The 16,417-nt window shown below is 52.3% G+C and carries 16 protein-coding genes; 15 read left to right on the top strand and 1 reads right to left on the bottom strand.

The annotated features are described in order from the left end of the window. The first annotated feature begins 241 nt into the window (after positions 1–241). A complete protein-coding gene (locus J1784_RS03845; RefSeq protein WP_238485378.1) occupies positions 242–820 on the top strand; it encodes a DUF1007 family protein in 579 nt (192 codons plus the stop codon). Then, the gene (locus tag J1784_RS03840; protein ID WP_217148098.1) at positions 811–1,830 is read left to right on the top strand and encodes a nickel/cobalt transporter; all 1,020 of its coding nucleotides are present in this window, start codon (positions 811–813) and stop codon (positions 1,828–1,830) included. Before J1784_RS03845 ends, J1784_RS03840 begins: the two co-directional genes overlap by 10 nt. Positions 1,831–1,924: 94 nt before the next feature. On the opposite strand, the gene suhB is transcribed toward J1784_RS03840, so the two are convergent. After that, positions 1,925–2,728 carry an inositol-1-monophosphatase gene (suhB, locus tag J1784_RS03835; protein WP_112288934.1) on the bottom strand — a complete coding sequence of 268 codons (804 nt, stop codon included), beginning with the start codon at positions 2,726–2,728 and terminating at the stop codon, positions 1,925–1,927. A 127-nt stretch (positions 2,729–2,855) separates the two neighbouring features. Here suhB and trmJ point away from each other — a divergent pair, with 127 nt between their 5' ends. The 13 genes from trmJ to bamB all read left to right on the top strand — a co-directional run bounded on the left by trmJ (position 2,856) and on the right by bamB (position 16,324). Then, on the top strand, positions 2,856–3,593 hold the full coding sequence (gene trmJ / locus J1784_RS03830) for a tRNA (cytosine(32)/uridine(32)-2'-O)-methyltransferase TrmJ (protein ID WP_013574362.1): 738 nt from the start codon (positions 2,856–2,858) through the stop codon (positions 3,591–3,593). A 216-nt stretch (positions 3,594–3,809) separates the two neighbouring features. Next, positions 3,810–4,304 (top strand): Fe-S cluster assembly transcriptional regulator IscR, encoded by a 495-nt coding sequence (iscR, locus tag J1784_RS03825; protein ID WP_120507317.1) that lies wholly within the window; start codon positions 3,810–3,812, stop codon positions 4,302–4,304. Positions 4,305–4,513: 209 nt separating this feature from the next. After that, positions 4,514–5,683, top strand: a complete 1,170-nt coding sequence (locus J1784_RS03820) for an IscS subfamily cysteine desulfurase (protein WP_217148097.1) — start codon at positions 4,514–4,516, stop codon at positions 5,681–5,683. An 81-nt stretch (positions 5,684–5,764) separates the two neighbouring features. Then, a complete protein-coding gene (gene pepB / locus J1784_RS03815; RefSeq protein WP_217148096.1) occupies positions 5,765–7,075 on the top strand; it encodes an aminopeptidase PepB in 1,311 nt (436 codons plus the stop codon). Between the two features lie 78 nt (positions 7,076–7,153). Further along, a complete protein-coding gene (sseB, locus tag J1784_RS03810) occupies positions 7,154–8,017 on the top strand; it encodes an enhanced serine sensitivity protein SseB (RefSeq protein ID WP_217148095.1) in 864 nt (287 codons plus the stop codon). A gap of 222 nt (positions 8,018–8,239) precedes the next feature. After that, the gene (gene ndk, locus J1784_RS03805) at positions 8,240–8,665 is read left to right on the top strand and encodes a nucleoside-diphosphate kinase (RefSeq protein WP_013574367.1); all 426 of its coding nucleotides are present in this window, start codon (positions 8,240–8,242) and stop codon (positions 8,663–8,665) included. A gap of 234 nt (positions 8,666–8,899) precedes the next feature. Continuing rightward, positions 8,900–10,099, top strand: coding sequence for a dual-specificity RNA methyltransferase RlmN (gene rlmN / locus J1784_RS03800; protein ID WP_255563945.1), 1,200 nt, complete (start codon positions 8,900–8,902; stop codon positions 10,097–10,099). A 100-nt stretch (positions 10,100–10,199) separates the two neighbouring features. Next, positions 10,200–10,937, top strand: coding sequence for a type IV pilus biogenesis/stability protein PilW (pilW, locus tag J1784_RS03795; RefSeq protein ID WP_217148131.1), 738 nt, complete (start codon positions 10,200–10,202; stop codon positions 10,935–10,937). Then, positions 10,927–11,922 (top strand): cytoskeleton protein RodZ, encoded by a 996-nt coding sequence (gene rodZ / locus J1784_RS03790; protein WP_217148094.1) that lies wholly within the window; start codon positions 10,927–10,929, stop codon positions 11,920–11,922. The genes pilW and rodZ overlap by 11 nt, the downstream gene beginning before the upstream one ends. Before the next feature lie 42 nt (positions 11,923–11,964). Further along, a complete protein-coding gene (ispG, locus tag J1784_RS03785; protein ID WP_120507312.1) occupies positions 11,965–13,086 on the top strand; it encodes a flavodoxin-dependent (E)-4-hydroxy-3-methylbut-2-enyl-diphosphate synthase in 1,122 nt (373 codons plus the stop codon). A 136-nt stretch (positions 13,087–13,222) separates the two neighbouring features. Next, entirely contained in the window at positions 13,223–14,497 is a 1,275-nt protein-coding gene (gene hisS / locus J1784_RS03780; protein ID WP_217148093.1) for a histidine--tRNA ligase, read from the top strand. Between the two features lie 13 nt (positions 14,498–14,510). Beyond that, on the top strand, positions 14,511–15,131 hold the full coding sequence (locus tag J1784_RS03775) for a YfgM family protein (RefSeq protein ID WP_217148092.1): 621 nt from the start codon (positions 14,511–14,513) through the stop codon (positions 15,129–15,131). 11 nt (positions 15,132–15,142) lie between these two features. Beyond that, complete coding sequence (gene bamB / locus J1784_RS03770; protein ID WP_217148091.1) at positions 15,143–16,324, top strand: outer membrane protein assembly factor BamB; 1,182 nt, start codon at positions 15,143–15,145, stop codon at positions 16,322–16,324. Positions 16,325–16,417: the final 93 nt, after the last annotated feature.

The raw sequence follows: 16,417 nt of genomic DNA, 5'->3' as shown, positions 1-16,417 counted from the left end.
GCAAAGCGGATGCCCGCATTAAGGCCGCAGGATTGGGTTTTACTCCGGCTTACAACTCAGATCACAGATATTTTTGACGACTGCTTAATTGCACAGCAAAATAGTGTTACTTAGTAACAATATCATGGCACTTTATAGGGATGTGACTTTGAACCCGAACAGGAACCGGCCTCTTTTTCGTTATGCAAACCGTCATGCAAAGTGGCTGGGATTAGCGCTTTTTTGCCTGCCCGCCACGGTCATGGCGCACCCGCACAGTTTCATCGATATGCAGACTACGCTGGTGGCGAATGAAACTTCGCTGACCGGGCTGAAAATGGTCTGGACGATGGACGAAATTACCTCCGCCGATTTGCTCTACGACGCGCAAAATGCCAAACCCGGTTCTGATATCTGGAAGAAACTGGCAGCCGAAGTGATGGCGCGGGTGCTTAGTCAGCATTACTTCACTGATTTTTACCGTGAAGGGAAACCGGTGAAATATCTCGATTTACCCAGCGAATATCAGCTGTCCCGTAAAGGTGATCAGGCCGTGCTGGAATTCGTGTTGCCGCTGGCGAAGCCGCAGACGCTGACCGGCAAACCGATGGAATTCTCTACCTTCGATCCTTCGTATTTTGTCGACATGACGTATAAGGATAAAACCGCACTGCATCTGCCGCCGGAGCTGGAAAAACGCTGCACGCTGGCGTTGTTTACGCCGAAACCTGATGCCTCGCTGCAAAACTACGCGCTGTCTCTCGATAAGGCCGATGCGCCGCCGGAAGACATGGATCTTGGTCAGCAATTTGCTCAGAAGGTCACGCTGGAATGTCATTAATCTCCACACCGTCGAAAACGCTTTCCTGGCGCGACCTCTGGCCGCTGGCGGTATTTTTTTTGCTGCTGGCGGGCGGCGTTTTTCTCCTCATCCATTACTGGCCGCGAATTTTACTCAGCAGCATTATCTGGCAGCGTGAATTGCATCAGGAACTGGCCGGGCTGCTGCGCCAGGTGAAAGAAAATCCGATGCAGGCAGGGATGACGCTGGCCGGTTTCAGTCTGATTTACGGCGTGATCCACGCCATCGGGCCGGGACATGGGAAAATCGTCATTACTACTTATCTGGCGACACATCCTTCGCGGCTGAAAAGCAGCCTTAAACTGACGTTTGCGTCGGCGATTGTTCAGGGGCTGGTGGCAATATTGCTGGTCAGCGTGGTGCTTGGCGTTCTGCAACTCTCTTCGCGTCAGCTGCATCAGAGCAGTTTCTGGATGGAGCGCGGCAGCTTCACTCTGGTGATATTGCTCGGGCTGCTGCTGTGCTGGCGAGCACTAAAAAGGGTGTGGCAGACGATCAATAGTTTGCGTCCGGCACAGGCCATGAAGATCCACAGCCTCTCGCCGCTGGGCAGTGAGGTGCATGTCCACGATGAACATTGCGGCTGCGGGCATCAGCATGTGCCGAGCGATCAGCAGCTTCAGGCGGGTGGGGATTTGCGCACCCAGATAGCGATAGTGCTGGCGATGGGCTTGCGCCCGTGCTCCGGCGCGATCATGGTGTTGCTGTTTTCCAAAGTGATCGGTGTTTACAGCTGGGGCGTGATTTCCGCTATCACAATGGCCATCGGCACGTCACTGACCGTTTCGCTGATTGGTGTGCTGGTGTTTTACAGTCGTGCGCTGGCGGTGAAACTGAGTGCAAGCCGTACGCCTGCAGCCTGGCAGCGGATCACCTGGTCATTGCTGGCGCTGACCGGCGGAATTGTGCTGCTGGTGGCGGGGATTTTGCTTTTCAGTACCGGCGGCGGAGACGTTTCGCCGATAACCGGCGGGCCCTTCAGGGGATAACTTCCAGGCATATCCTTCATGGGCGAGAAAACAGGCATAAAAAACGGACGCCCGAAAGGACGTCCGTTTTTCTTTGTATCAGAAACCGGCGGAATTAACGCTTCAGCGCTTCGCTCAGTTCATCACGCATGGTCATCAGAATACCTTTAACGACGCGTGGGTTGCCTGCAACGATGTTGCCAGATGAGAAGTGGTTATGGCCGCCAACAAAGTCAGTCACAACACCACCTGATTCACGAACCAGCAGTTCGCCACCGGCGAAATCCCAAGGCTTGAGGGCGATTTCGAAGAAACCGTCAACGCGCCCAGCAGCCACATAAGCCAGATCCAGCGCAGCAGAACCGGTGCGACGGAAGTCTGCACATTCGGTGAACAGTTTGCCAACGACATTCATGTAGCTGGTTGCGTGTTGTTTTGCTTTGAACGGGAAGCCGGTCGCCAGAATAGTGCCGTCGAGATCTTTAGCGTTAGTACCGCGCAGACGATAACCGTTCAGCTGTGCGCCCTGACCGCGGGTCGCGGTGAACAGTTCGTTACGCATTGGGTCATATACTACCGCAACTTCAGTGCGGCCTTTGATGCGCACGGCGATAGAAACAGCGAAATGTGGGAAGCGTTTAACGAAGTTGGTGGTGCCATCCAGCGGGTCGATAATCCATTGTACGTCTTTGTCTTCGCCTTCCAGCTCGCCACACTCTTCACTGATGATGGTGTGTTTTGGATAGGATTTGCGAATGACATCGATAATCATGTGTTCTGCATCGCGGTCTACGTTGGTAACAAAATCGTTGGTACCTTTTTGTGTAGATTCTACAGAGTCTGGCGTTTCGTAATGTTTGGCAATCAGGTTACCGGCCTTGCGCGCAGCGCGCACGGCGATGGTGAGCATCGGATGCATGGATATCTTCCAACTAGGATGTTAAAGAACGGGAATACGGGAAACGGCGCGCAGTATAGCAGGGGATCTGAAAATTAACTACCGTTGTGTTAGGCTGTTGTGATTTTCCGTCTGGCTAAGAGTCCCTATGCTGCCCAATATCCGCATTGTATTAGTAGAAACCTCCCACACTGGCAATATGGGCTCAACCGCCCGTGCCATGAAAACTATGGGTTTATCCAGTCTTTATCTGGTGAATCCGCTGGTAAAACCTGACTCTCAGGCTATCTCTTTGTCTGCCGGTGCCAGTGATGTCATCGGTAATGCGACGATTGTTGATACCCTCGACGAAGCGCTGGCGGGTTGTAGTCTGGTGATCGGCACCAGTGCGCGTTCCCGCACGCTGCCGTGGCCGATGCTTGAACCACGTGAATGTGGCGAGCACAGCGCGAAAGCCGCACAAACCGCGCCGGTCGCACTGGTGTTTGGTCGTGAACGCGTCGGGCTGACCAACGAAGAACTGCAAAAATGTAACTACCACGTGTGTATCCCGGCAAATCCGGAATACAGCTCGCTGAATCTGGCGATGGCCGTGCAGATTATTGCGTATGAAGTGCGCGTCGCGCATCTGGCGTTGCTGGAAGCGGCAAAACCGCAAATCGAATACGAAGAAACGCCGTACCCGCTGGTCGATGACCTCGAGCGGTTTTATCAGCATCTGGAAAAAACCTTGCTGGAAACCGGCTTTATTCGTCAGGCCCATCCGGGCCAGGTGATGAGCAAATTACGTCGTCTGTTTACCCGTGCGAGGCCTGAATCCCAGGAATTAAACATCCTGCGTGGCATCCTGACGTCGATCGAAAAGACTCATAGCAACAAAGAATAAGCGTCAGTTCTTGATTATAAGGAACTTGTTTCATTCTTTTAATCAAATGGTTACGAATTTTTATTGAATGACGAAAAGAGTGCGGGAATGCCGGGTTTGTAATACTTGAGTAAAACACTAGGTTAAATAGTTGACTGTTTTACTCGGGAATGGCAGACTCGTTTGCATGTTCCGCACTATTGAATTTTTAAGTCATTTTAAACAGGTAACCATGCTATGAGACTGACATCCAAAGGCCGTTATGCCGTGACCGCTATGCTCGATGTTGCACTGCATTCACAGGAAGGACCAGTACCACTGGCTGACATTTCTGAGCGTCAGGGTATTTCCCTTTCTTACCTGGAGCAGCTTTTCTCGCGCTTACGCAAAAATGGTCTGGTTGCCAGTGTTCGTGGTCCGGGCGGTGGTTATTTGTTAGGTAAAGATGCTGGCGATATCGCGGTAGGTGCTGTGATCACCGCCGTTGACGAATCTGTCGATGCCACCCGTTGCCAGGGTAAAGAAGGCTGCCAGAATGGCGAACGCTGCCTGACTCACACCTTATGGCGTGATCTGAGCGAGCGCATCAGCGGCTTCCTGAACAACATTACACTGGCGGAGCTGGTCAACAACCAGGAAATCCTGGAAGTAGCCGACCGTCAGAACGGTGAAGTTCGTCGTCAGCCTAACGGACGCCAGATAGAAACTATCAATGTTAACTTAAGAGCGTAATGGCTTAATCTGCATTGATAACCGATTTAAAAAGCCCGCGGAAATGCAGATTTCCGCGGGCTTTTGCTTTTCAGACGTCAATTCTTACCGATTAGTGCCCGCAAAGTGTCATTTCCCTTTTAAGAATCTGCGAACCCGTTTTAAACTGGATGTCGTTTTTTTTCATTCTTTCGTTCGAAGCCGAACGCGCAGTCCGGAGCTTACCTGCCATGAAATTGCCTATTTATCTCGATTATTCTGCCACCACGCCGGTTGACCCGCGTGTGGCGAAGATGATGATGCAGTGTTTAACACTCGACGGTACTTTCGGTAACCCGGCTTCCCGCTCTCACCGCTTTGGCTGGCAGGCCGAAGAGGCTGTGGATGTCGCCCGAAACCAGATTGCTGAGCTGATTAATGCAGACCCGCGTGAAATTGTTTTCACATCGGGTGCGACAGAATCCGACAATCTGGCGATTAAAGGTGCCGCACATGCGCAGCGTGAGAAAGGCAGACACATCATCACCAGCCAGACGGAGCACAAAGCGGTGTTAGACACCTGTGCTCAGCTGGAAACAGAAGGCTTCGACGTCACTTATTTAGCGCCGCAGGCTGACGGTATTATTCCTCCTGCTATGATTGAAGCGGCGCTGCGCCCGGACACCATTCTGGTGTCAATCATGCAGGTAAATAATGAAACCGGCGTGGTGCAGGATATTGCGACAATTGGCGAACTGTGCCGCAGTCGCGGTATTTTATTCCATGTGGATGCGACCCAGAGTGTGGGTAAGATTGCGATTGATGTCAGCGCGCTGAAGGTCGATCTGATGTCATTTTCCGCGCATAAAATTTACGGACCGAAAGGCATTGGCGCGCTGTACGTCAGCCGCAAACCGAAAGTGCGGATTGACGCGCAAATCCACGGCGGCGGGCATGAGCGCGGTATGCGTTCCGGGACGTTGCCGGTGCATCAGATTGTCGGAATGGGCGAAGCGTATCGCATTGCTAAAGAAGAAATGACCGCCGAAGCAGGGCGTCTGAGCGCACTGCGCGACCGCTTGTGGAAAGGCATTCAGGAGCTTGATCAGGCCTTTCTCAACGGCACGCCGAAACATGCCGCGCCAAATATTCTCAACGTCAGTTTTGCCGATGTTGAAGGGGAATCCCTGATTATGGCGCTCAAGGATCTGGCTGTGTCGTCCGGCTCCGCCTGTACTTCCGCCAGCCTTGAACCTTCTTATGTGCTGCGTGCGCTGGGATTAAGCGAAGAGCTGGCACACGGCTCTATCCGTTTTTCTCTCGGACGCTGGACCACGGAAGAAGAAATTGATTATGCGATTGCGCTGGTGGTGAAATCAGTCCGCCGCCTGCGTGAATTGCCCCCGGTTTATACGAAATGAAGTGCCACCCGCTGAAAGGGTGATTTGCCTGTCATTGATAATGAATATTCATTGAAGATAAAAACAATCAGGAGTCCTGTTATGAGTTCCGAAGTAACGACCAATGAAGCGATGTCCGTCTTCCTTTCCTCTGAGCCAGCTGATGCACGCTGGGGCGAAAAGGCAACACTGAGCACGGATTCCGCCGGTATGACCATTCACCTGAAAGATGGCGACGCGCTGACGGCTATCTCCCGCGCGGCACGCCGCATCGACGGTCAGGGCGTGAAAAACGTCAAACTGGCAGGTGAAGGCTGGGATCTCGAAAACAGTTGGGCATTCTGGCAGGGCTTCCGTGGTCCGAAAGGCACACGCAATGTTGACTGGGCTGAATTGTCTGAAGATGACGCCAACACTCTGAAACAACGCCTGAAAATCATCGACTGGGTGCGTAACACTATCAATACCCCGGCGGAAGATTTGTCACCAGAACAGCTGGCCACCCGCGCCGTTGATCTGATGTGTGAATTCGGCAACGAAAAAGTCAGCTACCGCATCACCAAAGGTGACGATCTGCGTCAGCAAAGCTACATGGGGATCCACACCGTAGGCCGTGGTTCTGACCGTCCGCCGGTATTGCTGGCACTCGATTACAACCCGAGCGGCGATGCGGATGCACCGGTTTATGCCTGTCTGGTCGGTAAAGGTATTACCTTTGACACCGGCGGCTACAGCCTCAAACCCAGCGCTTCTATGGATTCCATGAAAGCTGATATGGGTGGCGCCGCGACGCTGACCGGCGCACTGGCGCTGGCGGCGGCTAACGGCCTGAACAAGCGCGTGAAACTTTACCTGTGCTGCGCGGATAACATGGTCAGCGGCAATGCGCTGAAACTCGGCGATATCATCCGCTACCGAAATGGCAAAACCGTTGAAGTAATGAATACCGATGCCGAAGGCCGTCTGGTGCTGGCCGATGGCCTGATCGACGCGTCTGCACAAAACCCGGAACTGATTATTGATGCGGCAACGCTGACCGGCGCGGCTAAAACTGCACTGGGCAACGATTACCACGCGCTGTTCAGCTTTGACGATGCGCTGGCCGGTCAATTGCTGGAAAGCGCAAAAGCCGAAAACGAACCTTTCTGGCGTCTGCCGCTGGAAGAGTTCCACCGTTCGCATCTGCCGTCTAACTTTGCAGAACTAAACAACATTGCCGGTCCTTCGCACACTGCGGGTGCGAGTACGGCGGCGGCATTCCTGTCTCATTTCGTGACTGAATATAAGAAAGGCTGGCTGCACATCGACTGCTCTGCCACTTATCGCAAAAACGCAGCGGATCAGTGGTCTGCGGGTGCAACAGGGCTGGGTGTGCGTACCGTCGCCAACTTGTTGTTAGCCAAAGCGAAGTAAGTTTCAGAAATCAACGCATGAAACACAACGGGGCGCTTAACGGCGCCCCGTTTTATACCATTACCGGAGTCAAGAATCATGAGTGTCCCACACGATCATCTTCCTGCTGGCGCGGCGGCGACCGACGGTGAAAACGAGCTGGAGCGCCTGCTTCGCCTGTCTGTCACCGCGCCTGCGTGGCGTCCTGCGTTTTATCAAACCTTGCTGGAATCCACCGTTTTTGTACTGGGTGATGCGGGGCAGGATGACGCTGAAAAGCAGGGCAGTGTGGCGATCACCGCAGGCAGTGAACTGAATATTTTGCACTGGGAAAAGCAGGATGGCAGTTCAATCATTCCTTTCTTTTCTTCGGTGGATGTCCTGGAAAAAGCCAGTGCCGGGGAAAGCCCGGATGAGCAGGCGTTTGTTGCGCTGCCTGCCCGCGTGTTATTTGAAATGACACAAGGGGAAGAATTATTTCTGAATCCGAAGTCGGAATACGGCAAGGAATTCACCCCGAACGAAGTCACACTTTTGCTGAGTAATGGCGGGCTGCATGCCCCGTCGGAGCTGATGCTGGATAAAGAAAGTCAGCTGCTCATCGGCCAGCCGGAGGAATATCCTTCTGCGATGATCGACGCATTGACCACGCTGTTCACACAGAAGAAGCCGGTGCGCCGTGCCTTTATGGCGCTGATCCATGATAAAGCGGTGGACGACCAGCCGAATCTGTTAATTGGTGTGGAGGCAGATGGCGATGAGCAGGAAATTGATGCGTTGATCCGCGAAGCGGGGAATGTGGCGAGCGAAACCTCACCTGACGATCGTCCGGTAGATTTCTGTATCGTTTCTGAAAAGGAACGCGGTATCAGCCATTATCTGATAAGTCACACCCAGCCGTTCTATCAGCGCAAGTGGGGAAGCTGGTTGCGGAACATTATTCCGTCTTCCGGTCAGGCATAAATCTGCGGAGACAGCGGGGCAGAACGCCATTTTGCCCCTGTTTTGTTTAAGGGGAATGGGCGGTTTAGGTTCGATAGTGAATCAATCACACATTTTTTTAATTAAATGTTGTGATTCGGGTAGGCAATCTTAACTTCGCTCCCTATAATCACCGCCATTTTACGGCAGGTATAACATTAAATTAACCGGCCCTACCTATAAAAGTCAGACAGAGGTTTTTTCATGACTATCGAACGTACTTTCTCCATCATCAAGCCAAACTCCGTAGCTAACAACGACATCGGTGCTATCTACGCACGTTTCGAACGCGCTGGTTTCACCATCATCGCGTCTAAAATGTTGAAACTGACTAAAGAACAAGCTGAAGGCTTCTACGCTGAACACAAAGGCCGTCCTTTCTTCGACGGTCTGGTTGAGTTCATGACCTCTGGCCCAATCATGGTTCAGGTTCTGGAAGGTGAAAACGCTGTTCAGCGTAACCGTGACATCATGGGCGCAACTAACCCGGACAACGCTCTGGCAGGCACCCTGCGTGCAGACTTCGCTGACAGCTTCACTGCTAACGCTGTTCACGGTTCTGACGCTGTAGAATCTGCACAACGCGAAATCGCTTACTTCTTCACCGAAAGCGAAATCTGCCCGCGTTAAGATTTTTGGGTAAGCTTTGCTGGAAGATGTGCCGCAAATTCGTAAGAATTTTGTAACAGTCAACTTCCAAACATGGCAACCGTGCCCTAAAATTTGTACAATGTTGCGCCCCGAATGAGCCAGCCTCTTCGGGGCGCAATTTATTTGCAGGCCATCTGTTTGTACTGTTTACAAAAAACAGCCAGCTCTGCACTTCCAATACGCCATAACGTGTAATAACGAGGCCATTTTTTCATGTCAGAATTCAACACGCCCGAGCAAACCTTGTCTGAGACTACCCAAGCTTCCGCTGAAGCCGTCGCCGTTGTCGCGCCTGCTGCCGCAAAAATTAACCTTCTTGACCTTAACCGCAAACAAATGCGCGAGTTCTTCATCAACATGGGCGAAAAACCGTTCCGTGCTGATCAGGTCATGAAGTGGATGTACCATTATTGCAGCGATGATTTCGAGCAAATGACCGATATCAACAAAGTGCTGCGTGAAAAGCTGGCCCGCGTTGCCGAAATTCGTGCACCGGAAGTCGCTTCAGAACAACGTTCCACTGACGGCACCATCAAATGGGCCATTCAGGTAGGTGGTCAGCTGGTCGAAACCGTGTATATCCCAGACGGCGACCGTGCGACGCTTTGCGTTTCTTCTCAGGTAGGCTGTGCGCTTGAATGTACTTTCTGTTCCACGGCGCAACAGGGCTTTAACCGTAACTTACGCGTGTCCGAAATCATCGGTCAGGTGTGGCGTGCGGCAAAAATTATTGGCGCTGCGAAAGTAGCGGGTACGCGTCCTATCACCAACGTGGTGATGATGGGCATGGGCGAGCCGTTGCTGAACCTCAATAACGTGGTTCCGGCGATGGAAATCATGCTCGACGATTTCGGTTTTGGTCTGTCAAAACGTCGTGTGACGCTTTCCACATCAGGCGTTGTGCCTGCGCTGGATAAACTGGGGGATATGATTGACGTCGCACTGGCGATTTCCCTGCATGCACCTAACGACACCATTCGTGACGAAATCGTGCCGATTAACCGCAAATACAATATCGATACGTTCCTGGCCGCGGTTGAACGCTACATTGGCAAATCCAACGCCAATCAGGGGCGCGTCACCATCGAGTACGTTATGCTGGATCACATCAACGATGGCACCGAGCATGCGCACGAACTGGCGGAGCGTTTGAAAAATACGCCTTGCAAGATTAACCTGATCCCATGGAACCCGTTCCCGGGGGCGCCGTATGGCCGCAGCTCAAACAGCCGTATCGACCGTTTCTCTAAAGTCCTGATGGATTATGGCTTTACGGTTATCGTGCGTAAAACCCGTGGTGATGATATTGATGCCGCATGTGGTCAGCTGGCCGGTGATGTTATCGACCGTACCAAACGTACGCTGAAGAAAAAAATGGCAGGCGAGCAACAGATTTCCGTTAAAGCCGTCTGATCCTAACGGGCTTCGCCATAGTGTTGCGGTGAAGCCCGCTGTTTTATTGTCGCTGGCAGGGTAAAGGGAATTAAGCATGACAATGAAGGGCAGTGTGAAAATGTTGATTGCAGCAGGCATGTCCGTGGCGTTGCTGGCAGGCTGTTCCAGTTCACCCAAAGAGTCGCAACCAGCCAGTGGCGCAGCACAAACGCGCCTTGAGTTGGGTATGGCGTACCTGAATCAGGGGAATATGGATGCGGCAAAACAGAATTTGCAGAAAGCCGTTGACGGTGCACCGCAGGATTACCGGACGCAACTGGGCATGGCGCTTTACGAGCAAAAAAACGGCAATCAGAAAGCCGCAGAAAGCCGCTATCAGCAAGCGCTGAAGCTGGCGCCGCAAAATGGGACTGTCTTAAATAATTACGGTGCGTTTTTGTGTAGTTTAGGGCAGTATGTACCCGCACAACAGCAGTTTAGCGCAGCAGCTAATGCGCCTGATTACGGTCAGGTTGCTGACAGTCTGGAAAATGCAGGCTACTGTTTTCTGAAGGCCAATCAGAATGAGGAAGCGCGAGTGTTACTAACCCGGGCATTAAAAGTTGATCCCGATAAAGGCGCACCCTTGCTGACTGAGGCAACCAAAGAATTTGGGGAAGGGAACCGCGCTCAGGCGAAACTATTACTGGATGTATATCAACATGTTCTGCCAGCCACTGCTGACAGCATCATGTTGCAAATTCGATTCGCTGCGTTAGCGGGCAACCCGGATAGCGTTCAACGCTACGGTAAGCAACTTGCGCGTAGTTACCCACAATCTAAACAGTACCAGCAGTTCTTAGCCAATGAATACTGAAGCCCCTCAAGAAAATAATGCAAAACTGACCACAGGCGAACGTCTGCGTCAGGCTCGTGAACAGTTAGGTCTTAGTCATCAGGCCGTTGCAGAACGCCTGTGTCTGAAAGTCTCAACTATTCGCCAAATCGAAGAAGAAACGACGCCGGCCGATCTTGCGCCGACTTTCCTGCGTGGTTATCTCCGTTCTTATGCCAAGCTGGTTCATGTACCGGAAGAAGAATTATTAGGTCTGATCGGTAAACAAGCGCCGATCAAAGTGCCTAAAGTGGCATCAATGCAAGGGTTCTCTCTCGGTAAGTCTCGCAAAAAACGCGATGGCTGGCTGATGGGCTTTACCTGGCTGGTGGTGTTTGTCGTGATTGGTCTGACCGGTGCATGGTGGTGGCAAAATCATCAGGCACAGCAGCAGGAAATCGCCACCATGGCCGATCAGTCATCGGCACAGCTGAATCAGGATAACGGCCAGGGGCAGACTATTCCTCTGGGCGATAATGCGAATTCTGCACCGACCACTGACGATACTTCTTCTGCACCAGCGACTGCTGCAAACGCACCGCAAGCTCAGAATAGCATTCCATTGAACACAGCACCGGCGGCGACAGCCAACAGTGCGCCAGCGACGACGGCTGCGCCAACAGAACAGGCACCTGCTGCCGTTTCTACCAGCCAGCCAGCCACCGCTGAAAACGGTCTGCCAACCGGTGATGCACAAACTGCTGCGGCGGCGGGTGCGGATCCACAAGCGGTCACTTTTACCTTTAAAGCTGATTGCTGGTTCCAGATTGATGACGCGTCAGGTAAAACCCTGTTCAGCGGCATGAAGAAAGGCGGTGAAACCTTCAGCGTGAAGGGCACTGCGCCGTATAAACTGAAAATCGGTGCGCCGGGTGCGGTAGATATCCAGTTCCAGGGCAAGCCGGTTGATTTAAGTCGTTTTGTAAAATCAAGCCGTGTTGCGCGCCTGACCTTAGCTGCCGAGTAATCGGCAGTTTGTCAGACGATTGCAACGATGGAGAGTGAAGTAATGCATAACCAAGCACCCATTACCCGTCGCAAATCAACCCGGATTTATGTCGGCAAGGTGCCTGTAGGTGACGGAGCACCGATTGCAGTGCAATCGATGACCAACACCCGCACCACAGATGTCGCGGCAACAGTCGCACAGATCAAATCACTGGAACGCGTCGGTGTCGATATTGTTCGCGTTTCTGTGCCCACGATGGATGCTGCTGAAGCATTCAAACTTATCAAACAGCAGGTTAACGTCCCGCTGGTCGCTGATATTCATTTCGATTACCGCATCGCCCTGCAGGTTGCAGAATACGGCGTAGATTGCCTGCGTATTAACCCGGGTAACATCGGTAACGAATCCCGCATCCGCTCTGTGGTGGATTGCGCACGCGACAAAAATATTCCTATCCGTATCGGTGTGAACGGCGGTTCTCTGGAGAAAGATATCCAGGAAAAGTACGGCGAACCTACGCCGCAGGCGTTGCTGGAATCAGCGATGCGCCATGTCGATATTCTTGACCGTCTCAACTTTGACCAGTTTAAAGTCAGCGTAAAAGCGTCTGACGTGTTCCTGGCCGTTGAGTCATACCGTTTGCTGGCCAAACAAATTGTTCAGCCGTTGCATCTGGGGATCACCGAAGCGGGTGGCCTGCGTGCAGGTTCCGTTAAATCGGCCATCGGGTTAGGGCTGCTGCTTTCAGAAGGCATCGGCGACACGCTGCGCATTTCACTGGCGGCTGATCCGATTGAAGAAGTCAAAGTCGGTTTCGATATCCTCAAATCACTGCGTATCCGTTCCCGTGGTATCAACTTTATTGCCTGTCCGACTTGTTCGCGTCAGGAGTTTGATGTCATCGGCACCGTGAATGCGTTAGAACAACGTCTGGAAGATATCATCACGCCGATGGACGTTTCGATCATCGGCTGTGTGGTTAACGGTCCGGGCGAAGCACTGGTTTCCACCTTGGGCGTGACCGGCGGTCATAATAAAAGCGGTTTCTATGAAGACGGTGTTCGTCAGAGAGAGCGTTTTGACAACAACGACATGATCGACCAGTTAGAAGCCAAAATTCGCGCCAAAGCGGCGCTGATGGATGAGAGTAAACGTATCGTTATCAATCATCTTGAAAAGTAACATCGGTTGCGGGTGTCACCGTACATCTGCATTATTATATTGAACCCGACTGGGGTGATTGAGACTGTGCGTTGAACCACAGCCCACAAAGCCCCTATAATCGGGTTCATTTTTTATAAAACGATAGAGAACTGACGTGGCAAAGAATATCCAGGCCATTCGCGGCATGAACGACTACCTGCCAGAAGACACTGCACTGTGGCAACGCATTGAAGGATCGTTGAAACAGGTGCTCGGCAGTTACGGCTACAGTGAAATCCGTATGCCGATTGTAGAGCAGACCCCATTGTTTAAACGCGCTATCGGCGAAGTGACCGATGTCGTTGAAAAAGAAATGTATACCTTTGAGGACCGCAACGGCGAAAGCCTGACGCTGCGTCCCGAAGGTACGGCGGGCTGCGTGCGCGCCGGTATTGAACATGGTCTGCTGTACAATCAGGAACAGCGTCTGTGGTACATCGGTCCGATGTTCCGCTATGAGCGCCCGCAAAAAGGTCGCTATCGTCAGTTTAATCAGCTGGGTGTCGAAGTCTTTGGGCTGCAAGGCCCGGACGTTGATGCAGAATTAATTCTGCTGACGGCCCGCTGGTGGCGTGCACTGGGGATTTCCGAGCACGTCGCGCTGGAACTGAACTCTATCGGTTCACTGGAAGCCCGCGCCAACTATCGTGATGCGCTGGTGGCCTTCCTTGAGCAGCACAAAGAAAAGCTGGATGAAGACTGCAAACGTCGTATGTACAGCAATCCGCTGCGTGTTCTGGACTCTAAAAATCCGGATATTCAGGCGTTATTAAATGATGCACCGGAACTCGGTGATTATCTTGATGAAGAATCAAGAGAACACTTTGCAGGTCTGTGTGAACTTTTAGAGCAGTCAGGTATCCCATATACGGTTAATCAGCGACTTGTGCGCGGTCTGGATTATTACAACCGCACCGTGTTCGAATGGGTAACTCATAGTTTAGGCTCACAAGGTACAGTGTGTGCCGGTGGCCGTTACGACGGTCTGGTCGAACAACTGGGTGGTCGTACAACGCCTGCAGTCGGTTTTGCGATGGGTCTTGAACGTCTGGTATTACTGGTCCAGGCCGTAAACCCGGATTTCAAAGCACCGGCAACTGTCGACGCCTACGTGATTTCTTCCGGTGCCGGTACGCAAAGCGCGGCCATGCAACTGGCTGAAAAATTGCGTGATGCATTGCCTGAAATGAAAGTGATGACTAACTACGGTGGTGGTAACTTCAAAAAGCAATTTGCCCGTGCTGATAAATGGGGTGCACGCATTGCCCTGGTATTAGGCGAAGATGAAGTTGCTAATCAGCAGGTTGTGGTAAAAGATCTGCAGAGTGGAACGCAAGAAACGCTGGCGCAAAGCGAAATCGCCGCGCGTCTGGCTTCGATGTTGGGTTAAGGAGAAGGACACTGTGGAAGTCTATACCACTGAGAATGAACAGGTTGATGCTGTACGTCGCTTCTTTGCCGAAAATGGTAAAGCGCTGGCCATCGGCGTTGTTCTGGGTATTGCAGCCCTGGGCGGCTGGCGTTTCTGGCAGAGTCACCAGGACTCAGCCCTGACGGAAGCTTCTGCGTCTTTCCAGAAAGCGAATCAGTCGATGACGGGCATTACTGCGCAGGGCGTGGCCAGTCTCGAGAAGTTTGCTCAGAGCAATGACAATAATTACGGGGTGTTTGCTGCCCTGCAACTGGCTGATCATTTCGTTGAGACCAAAGATTTCGCGAATGCTGAAAAGCAGTTAGTACAGGCGCAAGGTCAGGCTAAAGAAGATAATTTACGCTCGCTGGTGAATTTACGTCTGGCTCGTATCCAGATGCAGCAAGGCAAATTTGATGATGCACTCAAAACGTTAGATGGCGTGAAGGGTGAAGGCTGGGCGGCTATGCAGCAAGGCATCCGTGGTGATGTTCTGCTTGCGAAAGGCGATGCAAAAGGCGCACGTGAAGCCTACAGCAAAGGACTCGATTCTAAACCCTCTCAAACGCTGCAAACCGTGCTGCGTATGAAATTGAACAACTTAGCCAGCTAAGGGGAACCCCGATGCAATTGCGTAAAATACTCTTGGTAGGATGGGTTTCAGTTGCCCTGCTGAGTGGCTGTTCATTGTTTAACAGCGAAGAAGACGTCGTAAAAATGTCTCCGCTGCCAAAAGTTGAGAATCAATTTACTCCGACTAAAGTCTGGAGCAAATCCGTGGGTGACGGCGTAGGCGACTTCTATTCCAACCTGCGCCCGGCCTGGCAGGACAGCACCATCTATGCTGCTGATCGTTTCGGTGTGGTTAAAGCACTCGACGCCGACAGTGGTAAAGAAAAATGGAACGTTAACCTGTCTGAAAAGACCGGTTTCCTCTCCCGAAATATTTCCGCACAGCTTTCCGGCGGCCTGACAGTTTCCGGTAGCCATGTGTATGTCGGCAGCGAGAAAGCTGTAGTTTACGCATTGAACACCTCTGATGGCACCGTGGCATGGCAGACCAAAGTTGCGGGTGAAGCACTTTCCCGTCCGGTGGTCAGCGATGGTCTGGTTCTGGTGCATACCGGCAACGGTATGTTGCAGGGGCTGAGCGAGTCCGATGGTACAATCCAGTGGACGGCTAACCTCGACATGCCAACGCTGTCCCTGCGTGGTGAGTCTGCTCCAGCCGTGGCGTTTGGTGCGGCTATCGTCGGTGGCGATAACGGTCGTGTCAGCGCAGTGCTGATGAAAGAAGGTCAGTTGATCTGGCAACAACGTATTTCTCAGACCACCGGTACCACTGAAATTGACCGTCTGAGCGATGTGGATACTACACCGGTTATCGTTGATGGCGTGGTGTATGCACTGGCCTATAACGGCAGCCTGGTGGCAATGGATCTTCGTTCAGGTCAGATTATGTGGAAACGTGATGTGGGTTCAGTCAACGACATCATCGTAGATGGTGGCCGTATCTATATGGTTGACCAGGATGACCGCGTAATGGCGCTTGATACCCAGGGCGGTGTCAGCGTGTGGCGTCAGAGTGAATTATTGCACCGTAACCTGACAGCCCCTGTGTTGTATAATGGTTATATTGTGGTCGGTGATTCCGAAGGTTATCTGCACTGGATTAACACCACAGACGGTCGTTTTGTGGCTCAGCAGAAAGTCGACAGTGATGGCTTCCTGAGCGGACCGATTGTGGCCAGTGACAAGCTGGTCGTGCAGGCGAAAGGTGGCGAAGTTTACTCCTTCACCCGCTAATATCGCGACCTGCGTCAGGCTCTGAGATCATTTGATCCCGGGCTTTAAAACGGCTCCTGAATTGCTCAGGGGCCGTTTCGTATTCTGAAATCT

Origin of the sequence: Rahnella ecdela (genome assembly GCF_019049625.1) — a bacterium.
In the GTDB taxonomy this organism is placed as follows: domain Bacteria; phylum Pseudomonadota; class Gammaproteobacteria; order Enterobacterales; family Enterobacteriaceae; genus Rahnella; species Rahnella ecdela.
This window is presented reverse-complemented; position numbering and strand designations above follow the sequence as displayed.